Source organism: Arthrobacter ginsengisoli (assembly GCF_031456935.1).
GTDB classification, from domain to species: domain Bacteria; phylum Actinomycetota; class Actinomycetes; order Actinomycetales; family Micrococcaceae; genus Arthrobacter; species Arthrobacter ginsengisoli.
Genome location: NZ_JAVDVQ010000002.1, coordinates 54,236 through 69,450, shown reverse-complemented (window position 1 = coordinate 69,450; position 15,215 = coordinate 54,236). Strand labels below are relative to the sequence as shown.

The window sequence follows — 15,215 nt, the reverse complement described above, 5'->3', positions numbered from 1 at the left end:
CAGCGCGCCCGCCGCATTGGAGTCCTCGTTAGCCAAGGTCGGCGTAGGCCTCGTTGATGTATTCGACGAGGGCTTCCTTTTCCTCCAGCGGCAGGAAGGCGGCCTCGGCGGCGTTCAGCGTCAGCTCCAGCAGGTCGTCGAGGTCGTAGTCGAAGGTCTCGACCAGCAGTTCGAACTCGTCCGTGAGGGTTACGCCGCTCATCAGCCGGTTGTCCGTGTTGATCGTGACGTTGAAGCCGAGCTGGTAGAGCATGTCCAGCGGGTGGCTTTCGATTCCCTCGCCGAAGCCGGCGACGGCTCCGGTCTGCAGGTTGGAGGAGGGGCAGATCTCCAGGGCGATGCCGCGGTCGCGGACCCAGCTGGCCAGCTCCCCGAGGGTCACCATGCCAATGTTGTCGTCGTCCTCGTCACCCTCGGCATCGTCGTGATCCTCAAATTCAACGGTGACGTCCTCGGCGATCCGGACGCCGTGGCCCAGGCGCAGGGCACGGCCGTCGACCAGGGCGGACTGGATGCTTTCGAGCCCGGCGGCTTCGCCGGCGTGGACCGTGGCGGGGAAATTGTGCTGGGCCAGGTACGTGAAGGCGTCCTTGAACCGGGACGGCAGGAAGCCGTCCTCGGCACCGGCAATGTCGAAGCCGACGGCGCCGTTGTTGCGGTGCCGGACCGCCAGTTCGGCGATTTCCTGGCCGCGGTCAGCATGGCGCATCGCGGTGATCAGCTGGCCGACCTGGATGTCGCGGCCGGTCTCGGCGACGGCGTCGACACCGGCTTCAAGGCCGGCCTGCACCGCGTCGACGGCCTCGTCCAGGCTCAGGCCCTGCTGGAGGTGCTGTTCGGGGGCCCAGCGCACCTCACCGTAAACCACACCGTCGTCGGCGAGGTCCTCGACGAATTCCTTGGCGACGCGGAACAGGCCTTCCTTGGTCTGCATCACGGCGATCGTGTGGTCGAAGGTCTCGAGGTAGCGGACCAGCGAGCCTGAGTCGGCGGATTCGCGGAACCACTCCCCCAGCGCGACGGGATCGGTGGAGGGCAGCGTGTGGCCGGCGGTCTCCGCAAGTTCAATGATGGTGGCCGGGCGGAGCCCGCCATCCAGGTGGTCGTGAAGGGAAACCTTGGGGAGGCCCTTCAGGTCGAATTCGAGGTCAGGGGCAGCGTCAAGAATTATCTCAGTCACGTTCCAACCTTAGGGTCGGCCGCCCGGCAATGCCAGCCGGTCAGCCGCCGGACGCGGCGGACCCCGGAGCGGCGGGAGCGGCCTCGGACAACGACACGTTGGCGGCCGTTGATTTGGCGGGCACGGACGTGGTGGGCGCGGTCCGGGCTTCGGCCGCCATGGCCGCGGCCCGGCTGGCCGCGGCGGCGGCGCCCCTGGTGTCGCGCCAGCGGTGCAGCCAGGTCAGCAGGTGGTCGATCACGATGCCCAGCACGATGGCGAACGCAATGGCGATGCCGACGCCGAGCAGCGGGTGTTCGTGGACCCAGTTGCCGGCGACAATGCCGACTCCGGCCGAGTACGCCACCCAGGTGATGGAGGCGAAGATGTCCAGAATGACGAAGCGGCGGCGCGGGTAGGCGGTGGTGCCGGCGATCCAGTTGACGGCCACGCGCCCCACCGGGATGTAGCGGGCGGTGAAGATCAGCATGGCGCCGCGTTTGTCGAGTTCATAGCGCGCCCAGTTGAGCGCGCGGTGGACCTTGGGTTTGCGCATCCAGCGGAAGCGTTCGACGCCGATATGACGGCCCAGCAGGTAGGCCATGTTGTCGCCGGCGATGGCACCCACGGCGGCCGCGGCCATAACGAACCACATGTTCGGCTGGCCGGAGGTCACGGACAGGGCACCCAGTGCGACGATCAGGGTTTCGCTGGGCAGAATCGGCACGAAACCGTCGATGAAGCAGAAGATGGTGAGGATCGGATAAATCCACCATTGACCCGCGGCATGGAGTATAGCCTCATTGATAAATTCCACGCGGGAGTTGCTCCTTGGAAAGTGACGAAAGCGCTCTTCAGTGTCCCATGGCCGGAGTGGATGCGCCACGTTTCGTGCGGACAATTCTCCCGCTGTTCGGGGCTGCCGTTCTACGGCTCCGCAGGCGGAACGGGCTGTTTGGCGTCCTCGGGAAGTGTCCCTCGCAGCCTGCTGATCGCAAGGTCCACCAGGATGCCCAGGCCGATCGCGCAGATCACGGCGACGATGACGCCCAGCAGGTGGTTCTCTTCAAACCATTGGCCGAAGAAGAGTCCGATCGCGACGGAATAGCTCGCCCACATGAGCGCCGAGAGAACCGTCAGCCCGACGAAGCGTGGCCGCGGGAAGTGCGTGGCGCCGGCCGTCAGGTTGACCGCCACCCGGCCGATCGGCACGAACCGCGCGACGAGGATCAGGGAGGCCGGACGCTTTCGCAGTTCGGCGCCCGCCCAGCGGAAAGCCCGCTGCATGCGGGCACGCCGCATCCAGGCCCAGCGCTGCGTTCCGGTGCGGCGGCCGATGAGGTAGGCGATGTTGTCGCCGAGGAAGGCGCCCGCAGCGGCGGCCGCGGCCAGGAGCACCGGGTTGGGGACGTCGGCGGTGGCGGCCACCGCGGCGAGTCCGACGACGACGGATTCGCTCGGAATCGGCGGGAAGAAACCGTCAATCACGCAGCACGCAAACACGAGGATGAGCACCCAGGGTTGCCCTGCGGCGGCCAGGATGAAGTCGTTGATTGCCTGCACGGTTTCCTATCAAACAACGGGAGATCGGCTGTCGTGCCAGTGTACTGCGGGGCCGCGCCGCAGCTTGCCCTGTCACTTGTGGCGGCTAACCGGGACGGTTGGGGACCATAAGTGACAGGGCAAGCGGAGCGCGGGGGCTACGCGATCCGGTCGATCATGAGCCGCTGCGCCGGGCGGGAGCCTTCCGGGGCAATCACGACGGCGTGTTCGAGGGCATCCCTGGCCCGCTCGAACTTCTCCGGAGTGTCCGTCAGGAGCGTCATCAGCGGCTCGCCGGCCCTGACCAGGGCTCCGGGCTTGGCGTGCATCCGCACGCCGGCGCCGGCCTGGACCTGGTCCTCCTTGCGCGCCCGCCCGGCGCCGAGGCGCCAGGCTGCGACGCCGACGGCCATCGCGTCGAGTTCCACCAGCACGCCGTCGGCCGGCGCGTAGATCACGTCCGATTCCCGGGCGACCGGCAGCGCGGCCCGCGGATCCCCGCCCTGCGCCTCGATCATCCGGTTCCAGACGTCCATCGCCCGGCCGTCGCGGAGCGCCGCGCGGGGGTCGGCGTCGCGGACGCCCGCGCAGGCGAGCATTTCCTCCGCGAGCCGGACCGTGAGCTCGACGACGTCGTCCGGGCCGCCGCCCGCGAGGACCTCCACCGATTCCTCAACCTCGATCGCGTTGCCCGCGGTGAGGCCCAGCGGCGTGTTCATGTTGGTGAGCAGGGCGACGGTGTTGACGCCGGCGTCCTTGCCCAGGGCCACCATGGTCTCGGCGAGTTCGCGGGCGCGGGCCTCGTCCTTCATGAAGGCGCCGCTGCCGACCTTGACGTCCAGCACCAGTGAACCGGTGCCTTCGGCGATCTTCTTGCTCATGATCGAGGAAGCGATCAGCGGAATGGCCTCAACCGTGCCGGTGACGTCCCGCAGTGCGTAGAGCTTCTTGTCGGCCGGGGCCAGTCCGGCGCCGGCGGCGCAGATGACCGCACCGACGTCCTGGAGCTGGGCCAGCATTTCCTCGTTGCTGAGCGCGGCGCGCCAGCCCGGGATCGCCTCGAGCTTGTCCAGGGTGCCGCCGGTGTGGCCGAGGCCGCGGCCGGAGAGCTGCGGTACGGCAACGCCGAAGACCGCCACCAGGGGTGCCAGCGGCAGGGTGATCTTATCCCCGACGCCGCCGGTGGAGTGCTTGTCGGACGTGGGCTTCACACTGCCGTCGGGCCGGCGCAGGCTGGAGAAGTCCATCCGCTCGCCGGAGGCGATCATCGCCGCCGTCCAGCGCGAGATCTCGGCACGGTCCATGCCGTTGAGCAGGATCGCCATGTTCAGGGCGGCCATCTGCTCGTCGGCGATCGCGCCGCGGGTGTACGCGTCGATCGTCCAGTCGATTTGGGCGGGGCTTAGCACGCCTTTGTCCCGCTTGATGCGGATGATGTCCACGGCGTCGAACGCTTCGGTCAGGTTGGGTGTTGCTGTCACCGGGGTTCCTCCAGGTGTTCGGGACCAAAGGCATCGGGAAGGACCTGGTCCATGGTCTTGATTCCCTGGGTGGTCATGAGCTCCAGGTCGGGAGCCCTGAATTCGTACAACAGTTGCCGGCAGCGTCCGCACGGCATCAGGACGTTGCCGCCGGCGTCAACGCAGTAGAAGGCGCGGAGCAGGCCTCCCCCGGTCATGTGCAGGTTGCCGACCAGGGTGCATTCGGCGCACAGGGTCAGCCCGTAGCTGGCGTTTTCGACATTGCAGCCGCTCACGATCCGGCCGTCCGCGGTGAGGGCTGCTGCCCCCACCGCGAACTTCGAATACGGTGCGTAGGCGTTGGCCATGGCGGCGACCGCAGCGGCTTCGAGCGCTGCCCAGTCGACGTCGATGCTGTCCATTCTCAGCCCTTGACGTACGGTATGCCGTCGGCGGCCGGCGGCCGGGAGCGGCCGACGAGCCCGGCCACGGCAAACACGGTCACGACGTACGGCAGCATGGCCATGAACTGGCTCGGCACGGGGGTGCCGATGATCGTCACGATGCTTTGCAGGTTGTCGGCGAAGCCGAACAACAACGCGGCGAAGAACGCCCCGATCGGATTCCAGCGGCCCAGGATCATGGCGGCAAGGGCAATGAAGCCGCGGCCACCGGAGATCTCCTTGGTGAAGCTGTCGATCGCCACGAGGGTAAAGAACGATCCGCCGATTCCGGCGACGGCGCCGCCGATCGTGACGTTCCAGAAGCGGGTCGCGTTGACCTTGATGCCCAGCGTGTCAGCCGCCTGCGGGTGCTCGCCCACAGCGCGGACACGCAGGCCCCACTTCGTCTTGAACAGTCCGATCCAGATCACTATCACGGCCACATACATCAGGTAGCCCACCACGGACTGTTTGAACAGGATGGGCCCGATCACCGGGATGCCGGACAAGACGGGGATTTCGACGTTGGGGAGCTCGCCGGGCGAGTTGTACTTCTCCGGGTCGGACTGCATAACGGTGCTGAACAGGAAGCCGGTGAGCCCGGAAACCAGCACGTTGAGCACGACGCCGACGATGATCTGGTTAACCACGTACTTGATGCTGAACAGCGCCAGCACCATCGAGACCAGGGCGCCCGCCACGGCCGCCGCAAGCAGGCCCAGGTAGGGGTTGTGCGTCAGGCTGGCGACGAGCGCAGCCGTGAAGGCCCCGCCCAGGAGCTGGCCTTCGATGGCGATGTTAACGACGCCGGCGCGTTCGCACAGCACACCTGAGAGGGAGCCGAAGACGATCGGCACGGCGAGTGTCACGGACCCGGCGATGAGGCCGGCCAGCGAAATGCTGGGGCTCCGGGCGCCACCCACCACCCAGATCAGGAAGGCGACCACGAACACGACGGTGAACACGGCAGGCAGCCAGCGCGGGGGCCGGACGTTCTTTCTGGCCTTCAGGACCAAGGCGTAGCCCGCGAGGCCCAGCAGGATCATGGAGAGCACGATGCCGGACAGGAAAGCGGGGACTTCGATCGCCGGGAGCTGGAAGAAGTCTCCGCCGGAGGAAACGCCGAACTTGGCATTCCCCTGCGGACCCAGCAGTCCGAAGAAGATGAAGGCGAGGGTGGCCAGCACCGACAGCGTCACCGGCAACTTCCAGGTCACGGGCTTGGCGGACACCGCCGGCCTGCCGTTCTTCTCCGGCTGGGGCTTTCCCTGGACGGGCGAGGTTGCTGTTGTGCTCATGCGGCACCTCCGGTGGTTGCGGCCTGCTTGGTTTTGCCGGCGGTCGCGGCCTTCTTCTTGCGCGGGTTGAGTCCGAAGATCGCCCGGACCAGGGGCGGCGCCGCGATGAACAGCACGATGAGCGACTGGACCACGAGGACGATGTCGATCGGAGTTCCGGTCTGGATCTGCATCTGGACGGCGCCCGCGCGGAAGGCTCCGAACAGCACGCCGGCGGCAAAGGTGCCCCACGGCGACGAACGTCCCAGCAGCGCCACGGTGATTGCGTCGAAGCCGTAGGTTGCCGCGACACCATCGGTCAGGACCTTTTCGGTGCCGGCCACCTGCGCCACGCCGGCCAGGCCGGCCAGGCCACCGGCAATGGTCATCACCAGGATCGTGGCCCGGGAGACGTTAATGCCGGCAGTCAGGGCTGCCTTGGGGTTGGCCCCGACGGCCCGGAACTCGAAACCGAGCGTGGAGCGGTTCAGCAGCCACGAAACAAACACGGTGGCCGCAATGGCCAGCAGGAATCCCAGGTGCAGCCGGTACTGGCTGCCAAAGAGCAGCGGGTACGCGGCGCTGGGATCCAGGATCGGCGATATCGGTGTGTTCGCCCCCGGACGCTGGAACAAGTCCGTGTCCAGCAGGTAGCGCAGGAAATAGAGGGCGATGTAGTTGAACATGATGGTGACAATGACCTCGTGTGCGCCCGTCCTGGCTTTGAGCACACCGACGATGCCGCCCCAGACGGCGCCGCCGACGACGCCGGCCACCAGGACCAGCAGCAGGTGCAGGCCCAGCGGCAGGTGCAGCGCGAAGCCGACCCACGAGGCAAGGATGCCGGCCATGATGATCTGGCCCTGCGCGCCGATGTTGAACAGGCCGGCGCGGAAGGCCAGCGCGACGCCGAGGCCCGCCGTTATCAGCGGGGTGGCGATGGTCAACGTCTCCATGAGCGGGGCGAACTGTCCGGCCGCTCCGGTCCCGCGGGGGTTGAAGACCGCGCCCTGGAAGAGGGCGACGTAAGACTCGGTGGCGGCGGACCAGACGGCGACGAGGAAGTCGCTGGGGCGGGCAAAGAAATAGCCGGCCGTGGTACCGACCACCTTGTCCGTCATGGCGATCAGCAGACCGCCCAGGATCAGGGCCAGCAGCACCGCCAGGATGGTCACGATGCCGTTGCCGGTGAAGATCTTGCGCAGCACCGACTCTTCCTCCGGGGCGCCGGGAAGGGATCCGCTCTGGCTCGAGACCGGAACGGCCGACGGCTGGTGGGCACCGCCCGCGGTGTCCAGCGAGGTGACGAAGGCTTCATCGTCCTCGACCTGCTCCGGCTCCACTGCGGTGGCCTGGGCTGCCGGAAGCCGGTCCGGGTCCGGCGCGGACGCGGGCCGCGGCTCGGTGTTCTCACTCATTGTGGTCTCCTACGGCGCTGGAGCCGGGCTCCTGCACGGACGGGGCGGCGGGCGCCGGGTTCGTTGCGGGGTTGCCGGCCGGGGTGCCGGCCGGGTTTTCCGCTGCGCTGCCGGCCGGGTTTTCTGCTGCGCTCGGTGCTGGGTTGTCAGAGAGCGGTGGCGCCGTGTGCTTGCCTGCGGCGTCGGCGTGGGCTTCGTCCGGGGAAACTCCGGCCATCATCAGGCCCAGGACGTCGCGCGCGGTGCCGGCCGGGACAATCCCGACCAGCCTGCCCTTGTACAGCACGGCGATCCGGTCGGCGAGTTCAATCACCTCGTCCAGTTCGGTGGAGACGATCATGACGGGCGTGCCGTGGTCCCGCTCCGCGACGATCCGTTTGTGCAGGAACTCGATGGAGCCCACGTCCACGCCGCGGGTGGGCTGGGAGGCGATGAAGAGCCGCAGCGGCCGGGAGAGCTCCCGGGCCATGACGACCTTCTGCTGGTTGCCGCCGGACAAGGTGCCGGCTGCGAGCGAGCCGGACGGGGTGCGGACATCGAATTCTTCGATCCGGGTCTTGGCGTTCTCCAGGACCTTGGCCGGGCTCATGCTGATGCCCTTGGCGAACGGCGCCTGGTCGTAGCGGTCCAGGATCAGGTTCTCGGCGATGGAGAACGTGCCGATCAGCCCGTCGAGGGAACGGTCTTCCGGCACGAATCCGACGCCGGCGTTGAGGACGTCCTTGACGCTGCGGCCCAGGAGTTCGTCGCCGTCGAGGGTGATCGAGCCGTGGACCCTCTCCTGCAGGCCGAGGATGGCCTCGGTCAGTTCGGTCTGCCCGTTGCCCTGGACACCGGCGAGGGCGAGGATCTCGCCGCGGGCGATCCCGAAGCTGATGCCGTCCACCACGTGCTGGCCGCTGGGTGCGATGACGGTGAGGTCCTTGACCTCGAAGGTGGTCTCCTGCGGCTGGGCGGGAGCCTTGTCCAGGGTCAGGCTCACGGCGCGGCCCACCATCATGGACGCCAGTTCGGTGGTGGAGGCGCCGGGGCTGGCCGTGCCGACGACCTTGCCGCGCCGGATGACGGTGATGGTGTCCGAAACGGCTTTCACCTCGCGGAGCTTGTGGGAAATGAAGACGATGGAGGTTCCGTGGCTCTTGAGCTGGCGCATGATGTCCAGCAGCTCATCGGTGTCCTGCGGAGTCAGCACGGCCGTGGGCTCATCGAGGATGAGCACCTTGGCGTCGCGGACGAGTGCCTTGATGATTTCGACGCGCTGCTGAACGCCCACGGGGAGGTCTTCGATCAGCGCGTCGGGGTCGACGTCGAAGCCGTAGCGGTCGGAAATCTCCCGGATCTTCCGGCGCGTGTCCTCGAGGTCCAGGAATCCACCGGTCTTGGTGGTCTCCGCTCCCAGCGCGACGTTCTCCGCGACAGTAAAGACCGGGACCAGCATGAAGTGCTGGTGCACCATGCCGATACCGGCAGCCATGGCGTCGCCGGGGCCGCGGAACCTGACCGGTTTGTCGTCGATCAGGATTTCGCCCTCTGTGGGCTCGTACAGTCCGTAGAGGACGTTCATCAGGGTGGACTTGCCAGCGCCGTTCTCGCCGAGCAGACAGTGAATCTGCCCGGGTTCAACAACCACATCGATGTGATCGTTGGCTACCAGGGAGCCGAAGCGTTTTGTAATGCCCTTGAGTTCAAGTTTCAAAACTCTGACCAATCTCGAGGGTCCGGCAGGCTTGGCCCGGACGCGTATGGGGGCTGCAGCACCAGCTTAGTGCCTGCGGTGTGAGGCGCAGCGGCCGCAACGAAAAGCGCCACAGCCCGTGCGGTGGTGACCGACGGGCCGTGGCGCTTAGCGGAGGAAGTTAGGCCTTCGGGCTGGCTGCGGACTCAACCTTCAGCTTGCCGTCTGCGATGTCCTTCTTGATCTGGTCCAGCTCGGACTTCAGTTCGGCCGAAACGGCGGATTCCTGGTCGTGGAACGGAGCCAGCTGCACGCCGTCGTTCGCGAGGGTGCCGATGTACGGCGCGTTGGTGAACTGGCCGTCCTTGTCCTGCTTGACGACCGCCTCGACGGCCTCGCCCATCTGCTTCATGACGGAGGAGAGCATGATGTCCTTGTAATCCGGTGCCGTAAGGAAGCCGTCGGAGTCAACCCAGATGAGCTTGACGTCCTTGCCTGCTGCCTTGGCTTCCTGCAGGGCCGCGCCGGCACCCTTGCCGACCGGACCGGCGACGGGCATGACGATGTCAGCGCCCTGGTCCAGGAAGTTCTGGGTGAACTGCTTGCCCTTGTCCTGCTTTTCGAAGTCGCCGGTGAAGGAGCCGTCCTGCTTGGCCTTGTCCCAGCCAAGGACCTTGACGTCCGTGCCCTTCTTCTCGTTGTAGTACTTCACGCCGTCAGCGAAGCCGTCCATGAAGATGGTAACCGTGGGGATCTTGATGCCGCCGAAGGTGGCGACCGTTCCGGTCTTGGTGGTGCCTGCTGCGAGGTAGCCGGCCAGGAACGCGGCCTGGGCCGTGTCGTAGATGATCGGCTTGACGTTGGTGACCGGGGTTTCGTAGCCGAAGTCGATGATGGCGAAGTGGCTGTTCGGGTTGGCTGTGGCCTGTGCTTTGGTCGCGTCGCCGAGCAGGAAGCCGACCGTGATGGTCAGGTTGCAGCCGGCGGAGACCATAGCGCGCAGGTTGGGCTCGAAGTCGTTGTTGGTCTTGGACTCGGCCTCGGCCGTCTGGATGCCAAGATCCGTCTTGGCCTTCTGCAGTCCCTCGTAGGAAGACTGGTTGAACGACTGGTCATCGAACCCACCCGAGTCGGACACGATGCAGCCCTTGAAGTTGCTGGCGGTGTTGGTGGCGGTGCTGGCCTCCGGGGCAGCCCCGCAGCCGGTCAGCAGGAGGGCAGCCGCGCCCGCGGTGGCGACCCCGGTCATTGATCCGCGCTTGAAGGTGGCACGCAGAGAGTTCTTCAATTTTCCTCCAGGAAGAAAGAGTAGGCGCTACGACGGAAGTTCAATGAGTGTCTGTCTGCGGGTGGTCCGCTGAACGCTGTTTTCACTGATGGATTTCGCAGCATTGCGCCGAGGCGCACTGATGGAAGCTACTTTAGTGTCCTGCGCCACGTCCAAGTAGCACAGTCCGCAGCAATTCCACAGATTGTTGAGAACTTGTTACCAAGCGGTAGGGACCGCAAATCCCCGCACCGGTTCCTCCGGTGCGGGGCTTTCAGCCGGCGGAAGGACCTACAGCCGGACCAGCATCTTGCCGGTGTTGGCGCCGTCCAGAAGGTCCATAAAGGCCTGCGGCGCGTTTTCCAGTCCGTCCACGATGGTCTCGTCGTAGCGCACGGCGCCGTCGGCTAGCCAACCGGACATGGCCTGCACGAACTCGGCCCGGTGCTGACCGTAGCCGCTGACCAGGAAGCCTTTGAGGGTCAGCTGTTTGCCGATGGCCAGCGCGAGATTGCGCGGAGCGGCGGCGGGCGCCGTGGAGTTGTACTGCGAAATGGCACCGCACATGGCCACCCGGCCTCCGACGGTGAGCGCCGACAGCGCCGCTTCGAGGTGGTCCCCGCCGACGTTGTCGAAGTACACGTCGATCCCGCGTTCGCCGGCGGCCGCGGCGAGCTGCCCGGCGACCGGGCCGTCGTGATAGTTGAACGCCGCGTCGAAGCCGAGTTCCAGCAGCCGCGCCACTTTCTCCGGCGAGCCCGCACTGCCGATGACACGGGACGCACCCAGGGCCTTGGCGATCTGACCCACCATCGAGCCGACGGCGCCTGCGGCTCCGGAGACGAAGACGACCTCTCCGGACGTGAAGCCGGCAACCTTGAGCAGGCCCGCGTAGGCTGTCAGGCCGGTCATGCCCAGGGCACCCAGGAAAGCCGGCGCCGGGGCCAGGTCGGTGCGGGCGGGGGCGGTGGCACCGGCGTCGAGCACGGCATATTCGCGCCAACCGAGGGAGTGGACGACGGCGTCGCCCACCGCGCGGTCAGCGGACCGGGAGGCGATCACCTCACCGACTGCGCCGCCGTCGAGCGCGGCGTCCAGGGCAAACGGCGGCGAGTAGGACTTCACGTCGTTCATCCGGCCGCGCATGTAGGGGTCCACGGAGATAAAGAGGTTGCGGACCAGGACCTGGCCGTCCTTCAGCCCAGGCAACGCCGTCTCCGCCAGGCGGAAGTTTTCCGGCACCGGGCGTCCGTGCGGACGGGACGCCAGTTGGATCTCGCGGGTCGTGGCGGGCAACGTGGACGCTTCAGTGGCGGGGCTCATGCGGCGACCTCGACGATGCTGATGTCGACGGTGATGTTGCCGCGCGTGGCGTTGGAGTATGGGCAGACCTCGTGCGCCCTGGCCACGAGGGCCTCGGCCGATTGCCGGTCCACGGCGGGCAGGGCGACCTCGAGTTCCGCGGCGATGCCGTAGCCCGGTCCGTCGCTGCGGGCACCCAGGTGGATCCTCGCGGCGACGGCGGAATCCGTCAGGTCGGCCTTCGCCTGCCGGCCGACCAGCCGCAGGGCGGAGTGGAAACAGGCGGCATAGCCGGCCGCGAAAAGCTGCTCGGGGTTGGTGCCCTCGCCGTTGCCGCCAAGTTCCACGGGGCTGGCCAGGGTCACGTTCAGCTTGCCGTCCTTGGTGACGGTGGTGCCGTCCCGGCCTTCGCCGGAGGCCAGCGCTTCAGCGGTGTAAAGAGTCTTCATGGGGATCCGATCTGTTGCGTTTGCGTGGAAGTCGGTGGGATTCAGTGCGGGCCGCGCAGCTCAGTGCAAGTCGTGCAGCGCGGCGGTCAGTCGGCTCAGGGTCTCGCGGAGCTGGTCGAGCTCAGCGGGCGGGAGCCCGGCGGCGTCGGCGAGCCGCTGCGGGATGGCGGCGGCCCGGGCGCTCAGCGCGGTGCCCTCGTCGGTCAGGAAGACCTCCACCCGGCGTTCGTCCCCGGCTGCCCGACGCCGGTCCACGAGGCCGAGGGATTCGAGCCGCTTCAGCAGCGGGGAGAGCGTGCCGGAGTCGAGCCCCAGCTCCTCCCCCAGTTCGCGGACGCTGCGCGGCTGCTCTTCCCAGAGCACCAGCATCACGAGGTACTGCGGGTAGGTCAGGCCGAGGTCATCGAGCAGCGGCCGGTACGCCTTCGTGGCGGCCCGCGAGGCCGAGTACATGGCGAAGCACAGCTGCCGGTTCAGGCGGGGGGCGTTGGACATGCCTATACGATAGTCCACAATTAAATTGTGCACAACTCAATTGCGCCCAAGGCTCACCCCGGCGGCTGGGCGGGCGCCGGGCGGGGGTGCTTAGAGGTCGCGGAGCGTGCGCAGGGCCGCCGCGGTGAGGACCTGGATGCCCAGGCCCAGGGCGCGTTCGTCCAGGATGTAGTCGCCGCGGTGCAGGTCGTATTCCTCGCCGCCGGGCGTCTTGGTGCCGAGGCGCATCATGGCGCCCGGGAGGTCCGCGAGGAACCAGGCGAAGTCCTCGCCGCCCATCGACTGCGGGGTCAAAACCACAGCCCCTTCGCCGATCTCGGCGCGGGCTGCGGCTTCGATCAGTGCGGTCTCGTGCTCGGAGTTCACCACGGGAGGCACGCCGCGGGTGTGTTCCAGATGGACATCGACGCCGTACGGAGCGGCGACCTGCTGGATGACCTCGTCGAGGATGTTCCCGGCGTCGTGCCAGGCGTCGCGGTCCAGGCAGCGCATGGTGCCGGCCATGTAGCCGCTGGCCGGGATCGCATTGGGGGCGGAACCGGCGGAGATCTGGCCCCAGACCACGGAGACGCCGCTGCGGACGTCCACCCGGCGCGAGAGCACAGCCGGTACGTTGATGGCGATCTGCGCCAGCGCAAAGACCAGCTCTTCGGTCAGGTGCGGGCGTGAGGTGTGGCCGCCGCGGCCGGCCAGTTCGATCTTGATCGTGTCCGAGGCGGAGGTGATGGCGCCGATCCGGGTGCCGATCTTGCCCACCTCGATCCGTGGGTCGCAGTGCAGCGCGAAAATCCGGGGAACACCTTCGAGGACACCCTGTTCGATGCAGCTCTGCGCGCCACCGGGCATGGTCTCCTCGGCCGGCTGGAAGATGATCCGCACGGTGCCGCGCAGCGGCGACTCTTCATGCATCCGCTGCAGCACCAGGGCTGCGCCGAGCATCGCGACGGTATGCACATCGTGCCCGCAGGCGTGCGTGACGCCGTGGTTCTTTGAGGCGAACGGAAGACCCGTCTCCTCGATGATGGGCAGGGCGTCGATGTCGCCGCGGAGCGCGGTGGCGATCGGACCGTCGCCGATGTCCACCGTCAGGCCCGTGCCTTCGAGGAGCCGGGGTTTGAGGCCGGCTTCCTCGAGACGCGCCGCGAGCCTGTTCGTGGTGCGGAACTCCTTGAAGGAGAGCTCCGGGTGCGCGTGCAGGTCCCGGCGGAAAGCGATCAGTTCCGGCAGCAGGGGCTCGAGCCACGGCCCCACCAAGGTGGTGGGCTCAGCTTCAGTAGAGTAGTTGCGCACGGCATAACTCTAGCGAGCGGACAACGAATAGCGGCATCGCGTACGGCGCGTTACGGATCGGGAAACACTTGGTAGCGTCCACGGCCCGGCTACTACAGGACGTCCGTGTCGCCGCTGGCCTTGAGGGCATCGACGGCCTGCTTGACACGCTGGGAGTGTTCCTTGTGCATCACCAGCAGGGCATCGGGGGTGTCCACCACTACGACATCCTTGATTCCGATCAGCGCGATTACGCGTTTGGTGTCGGAGACCACCACGCCGCTGGCGTCCTCGGTGAAGACACGGGCGCCCTCGCCGATCACGGTGACGTCCTTGACTTCCTTCGCGCTGTGGAGCCGGCCCACCGAGGCGAAGTCGCCGACATCATCCCAGCGGAAGGTTCCGGGGACGACGGCGACGTCGCCGGCGGCGGCTGCGGGTTCGGCCACGGCATAGTCAATTGCGATCTTGGGCAGGGTGGGCCAGACGCGGGCCTTGACCTCGTCGCGCTGCGGCGTGTCCCAGGCCTTGGCGATTTCCTGCACGCCGGCGAAAAGCTCCGGCTGGTTGGCTTCGAGGTGCTTGAGCATCAGCGAGACGGGGGCCACGAACATCCCGGCGTTCCAGACGTAGTCGCCGCTGTCGAGATACTCCTGGGCGACGTCTTCGCTGGGCTTCTCCACGAACTCGACGACGGCCTGGGCGCTGGGGGCCCCGGCAACGCCGAGGTTTTTCCCGGCCCGGATGTAGCCGAAGCCGGTGGAGGGGTGCGTGGGCTTGATGCCGATCGTGACGATCTTGCCGGCTGCCGCAGCATGGATGGCCTCCCTGACGGCTTCATGGAACAGACCGTCGGGGCTGATCACCTGGTCGGCCGCGAAGGACCCCATGATGGTGTCCGGATCGCGTTCGTGCAGGATCGCCGCGGCCAGGCCGATCGCGGCGCCGGAGTCCTTGGGCTCGCTCTCCAGCACCAGGTCCGCGTCGTCAATCTCCGGGATCTGGCGGCAGACCGCGTCACGGTGGGCCATGCCGGTCACCACGAGGATGTGCTTGCCGGCCAGCGGCCCCAGCCGGTCGTAGGTCGACCTCAGCAGGGTACTGCCCGAGCCCGTGAGGTCGTGCAGGAACTTGGGGGCTGCTGCCCGCGACAGAGGCCAGAGGCGGGTCCCCACACCGCCGGCCGGAATCACGGCAATAAATCGGCCCAGGGCCGAACCCTGTAGTGAGTCCTGGCTTGTCACATCGTCTGTATTCATCACCGCTACTTTAGCCGAACGAGCAGGGACGGTCCTTGATCCGGCGCCGGACACGGCATGGCACAGCCCTCCCCGGGCCCTCCCGGGGCGGCCGCGAAACCGTGCGGGCGCTCCGGCCGGCAGGGAAATGTGGCGTTCGTCTCAAAAGCGGGCGGAAACCGCGCCGGGCGCCGTCACCAACGGGCGGCTAAATTGAATAA

The 15,215-nt window shown here is 67.3% G+C and carries 14 protein-coding genes; all 14 read right to left on the bottom strand.

Annotated elements, in window-relative coordinates:
* Positions 1-28 precede the first annotated feature (28 nt).
* The gene (locus J2X01_RS02485) at positions 29-1,180 is read right to left on the bottom strand and encodes an adenosine deaminase (RefSeq protein WP_310050333.1); all 1,152 of its coding nucleotides are present in this window, start codon (positions 1,178-1,180) and stop codon (positions 29-31) included.
* 40 nt (positions 1,181-1,220) lie between these two features.
* On the bottom strand, positions 1,221-1,976 hold the full coding sequence (locus J2X01_RS02480) for a DedA family protein (protein ID WP_310050331.1): 756 nt from the start codon (positions 1,974-1,976) through the stop codon (positions 1,221-1,223).
* 110 nt (positions 1,977-2,086) lie between these two features.
* Positions 2,087-2,722, bottom strand: a complete 636-nt coding sequence (locus tag J2X01_RS02475; protein WP_310050329.1) for a DedA family protein — start codon at positions 2,720-2,722, stop codon at positions 2,087-2,089.
* Positions 2,723-2,859: 137 nt separating this feature from the next.
* Positions 2,860-4,182, bottom strand: coding sequence for a thymidine phosphorylase (locus J2X01_RS02470; protein ID WP_310050328.1), 1,323 nt, complete (start codon positions 4,180-4,182; stop codon positions 2,860-2,862).
* The gene (locus J2X01_RS02465; protein WP_310050326.1) at positions 4,179-4,583 is read right to left on the bottom strand and encodes a cytidine deaminase; all 405 of its coding nucleotides are present in this window, start codon (positions 4,581-4,583) and stop codon (positions 4,179-4,181) included. Before J2X01_RS02465 ends, J2X01_RS02470 begins: the two co-directional genes overlap by 4 nt.
* A gap of 2 nt (positions 4,584-4,585) precedes the next feature.
* Positions 4,586-5,902 carry an ABC transporter permease gene (locus tag J2X01_RS02460; RefSeq protein ID WP_310050324.1) on the bottom strand — a complete coding sequence of 439 codons (1,317 nt, stop codon included), beginning with the start codon at positions 5,900-5,902 and terminating at the stop codon, positions 4,586-4,588.
* Positions 5,899-7,299, bottom strand: a complete 1,401-nt coding sequence (locus tag J2X01_RS02455; protein ID WP_310050323.1) for an ABC transporter permease — start codon at positions 7,297-7,299, stop codon at positions 5,899-5,901. The genes J2X01_RS02460 and J2X01_RS02455 overlap by 4 nt, the downstream gene beginning before the upstream one ends.
* Positions 7,292-8,995: an ABC transporter ATP-binding protein gene (locus J2X01_RS02450; protein ID WP_310050322.1), complete on the bottom strand. Its 1,704-nt coding sequence runs from the start codon at positions 8,993-8,995 to the stop codon at positions 7,292-7,294. The genes J2X01_RS02455 and J2X01_RS02450 overlap by 8 nt, the downstream gene beginning before the upstream one ends.
* A 160-nt stretch (positions 8,996-9,155) precedes the next feature.
* Entirely contained in the window at positions 9,156-10,262 is a 1,107-nt protein-coding gene (locus J2X01_RS02445) for a BMP family lipoprotein (RefSeq protein WP_445344432.1), read from the bottom strand.
* Positions 10,263-10,532: 270 nt separating this feature from the next.
* Positions 10,533-11,564 (bottom strand): NADP-dependent oxidoreductase, encoded by a 1,032-nt coding sequence (locus J2X01_RS02440; RefSeq protein WP_310050321.1) that lies wholly within the window; start codon positions 11,562-11,564, stop codon positions 10,533-10,535.
* The gene (locus J2X01_RS02435) at positions 11,561-11,992 is read right to left on the bottom strand and encodes an organic hydroperoxide resistance protein (RefSeq protein ID WP_310050320.1); all 432 of its coding nucleotides are present in this window, start codon (positions 11,990-11,992) and stop codon (positions 11,561-11,563) included. Before J2X01_RS02435 ends, J2X01_RS02440 begins: the two co-directional genes overlap by 4 nt.
* Before the next feature lie 60 nt (positions 11,993-12,052).
* Positions 12,053-12,487: a MarR family winged helix-turn-helix transcriptional regulator gene (locus tag J2X01_RS02430; RefSeq protein WP_310050319.1), complete on the bottom strand. Its 435-nt coding sequence runs from the start codon at positions 12,485-12,487 to the stop codon at positions 12,053-12,055.
* A 90-nt stretch (positions 12,488-12,577) separates the two neighbouring features.
* Positions 12,578-13,777, bottom strand: coding sequence for an amidohydrolase (locus J2X01_RS02425; protein WP_310050318.1), 1,200 nt, complete (start codon positions 13,775-13,777; stop codon positions 12,578-12,580).
* Positions 13,778-13,869: 92 nt separating this feature from the next.
* Complete coding sequence (locus J2X01_RS02420; protein WP_310050317.1) at positions 13,870-15,015, bottom strand: mannose-1-phosphate guanylyltransferase; 1,146 nt, start codon at positions 15,013-15,015, stop codon at positions 13,870-13,872.
* Positions 15,016-15,215: the final 200 nt, after the last annotated feature.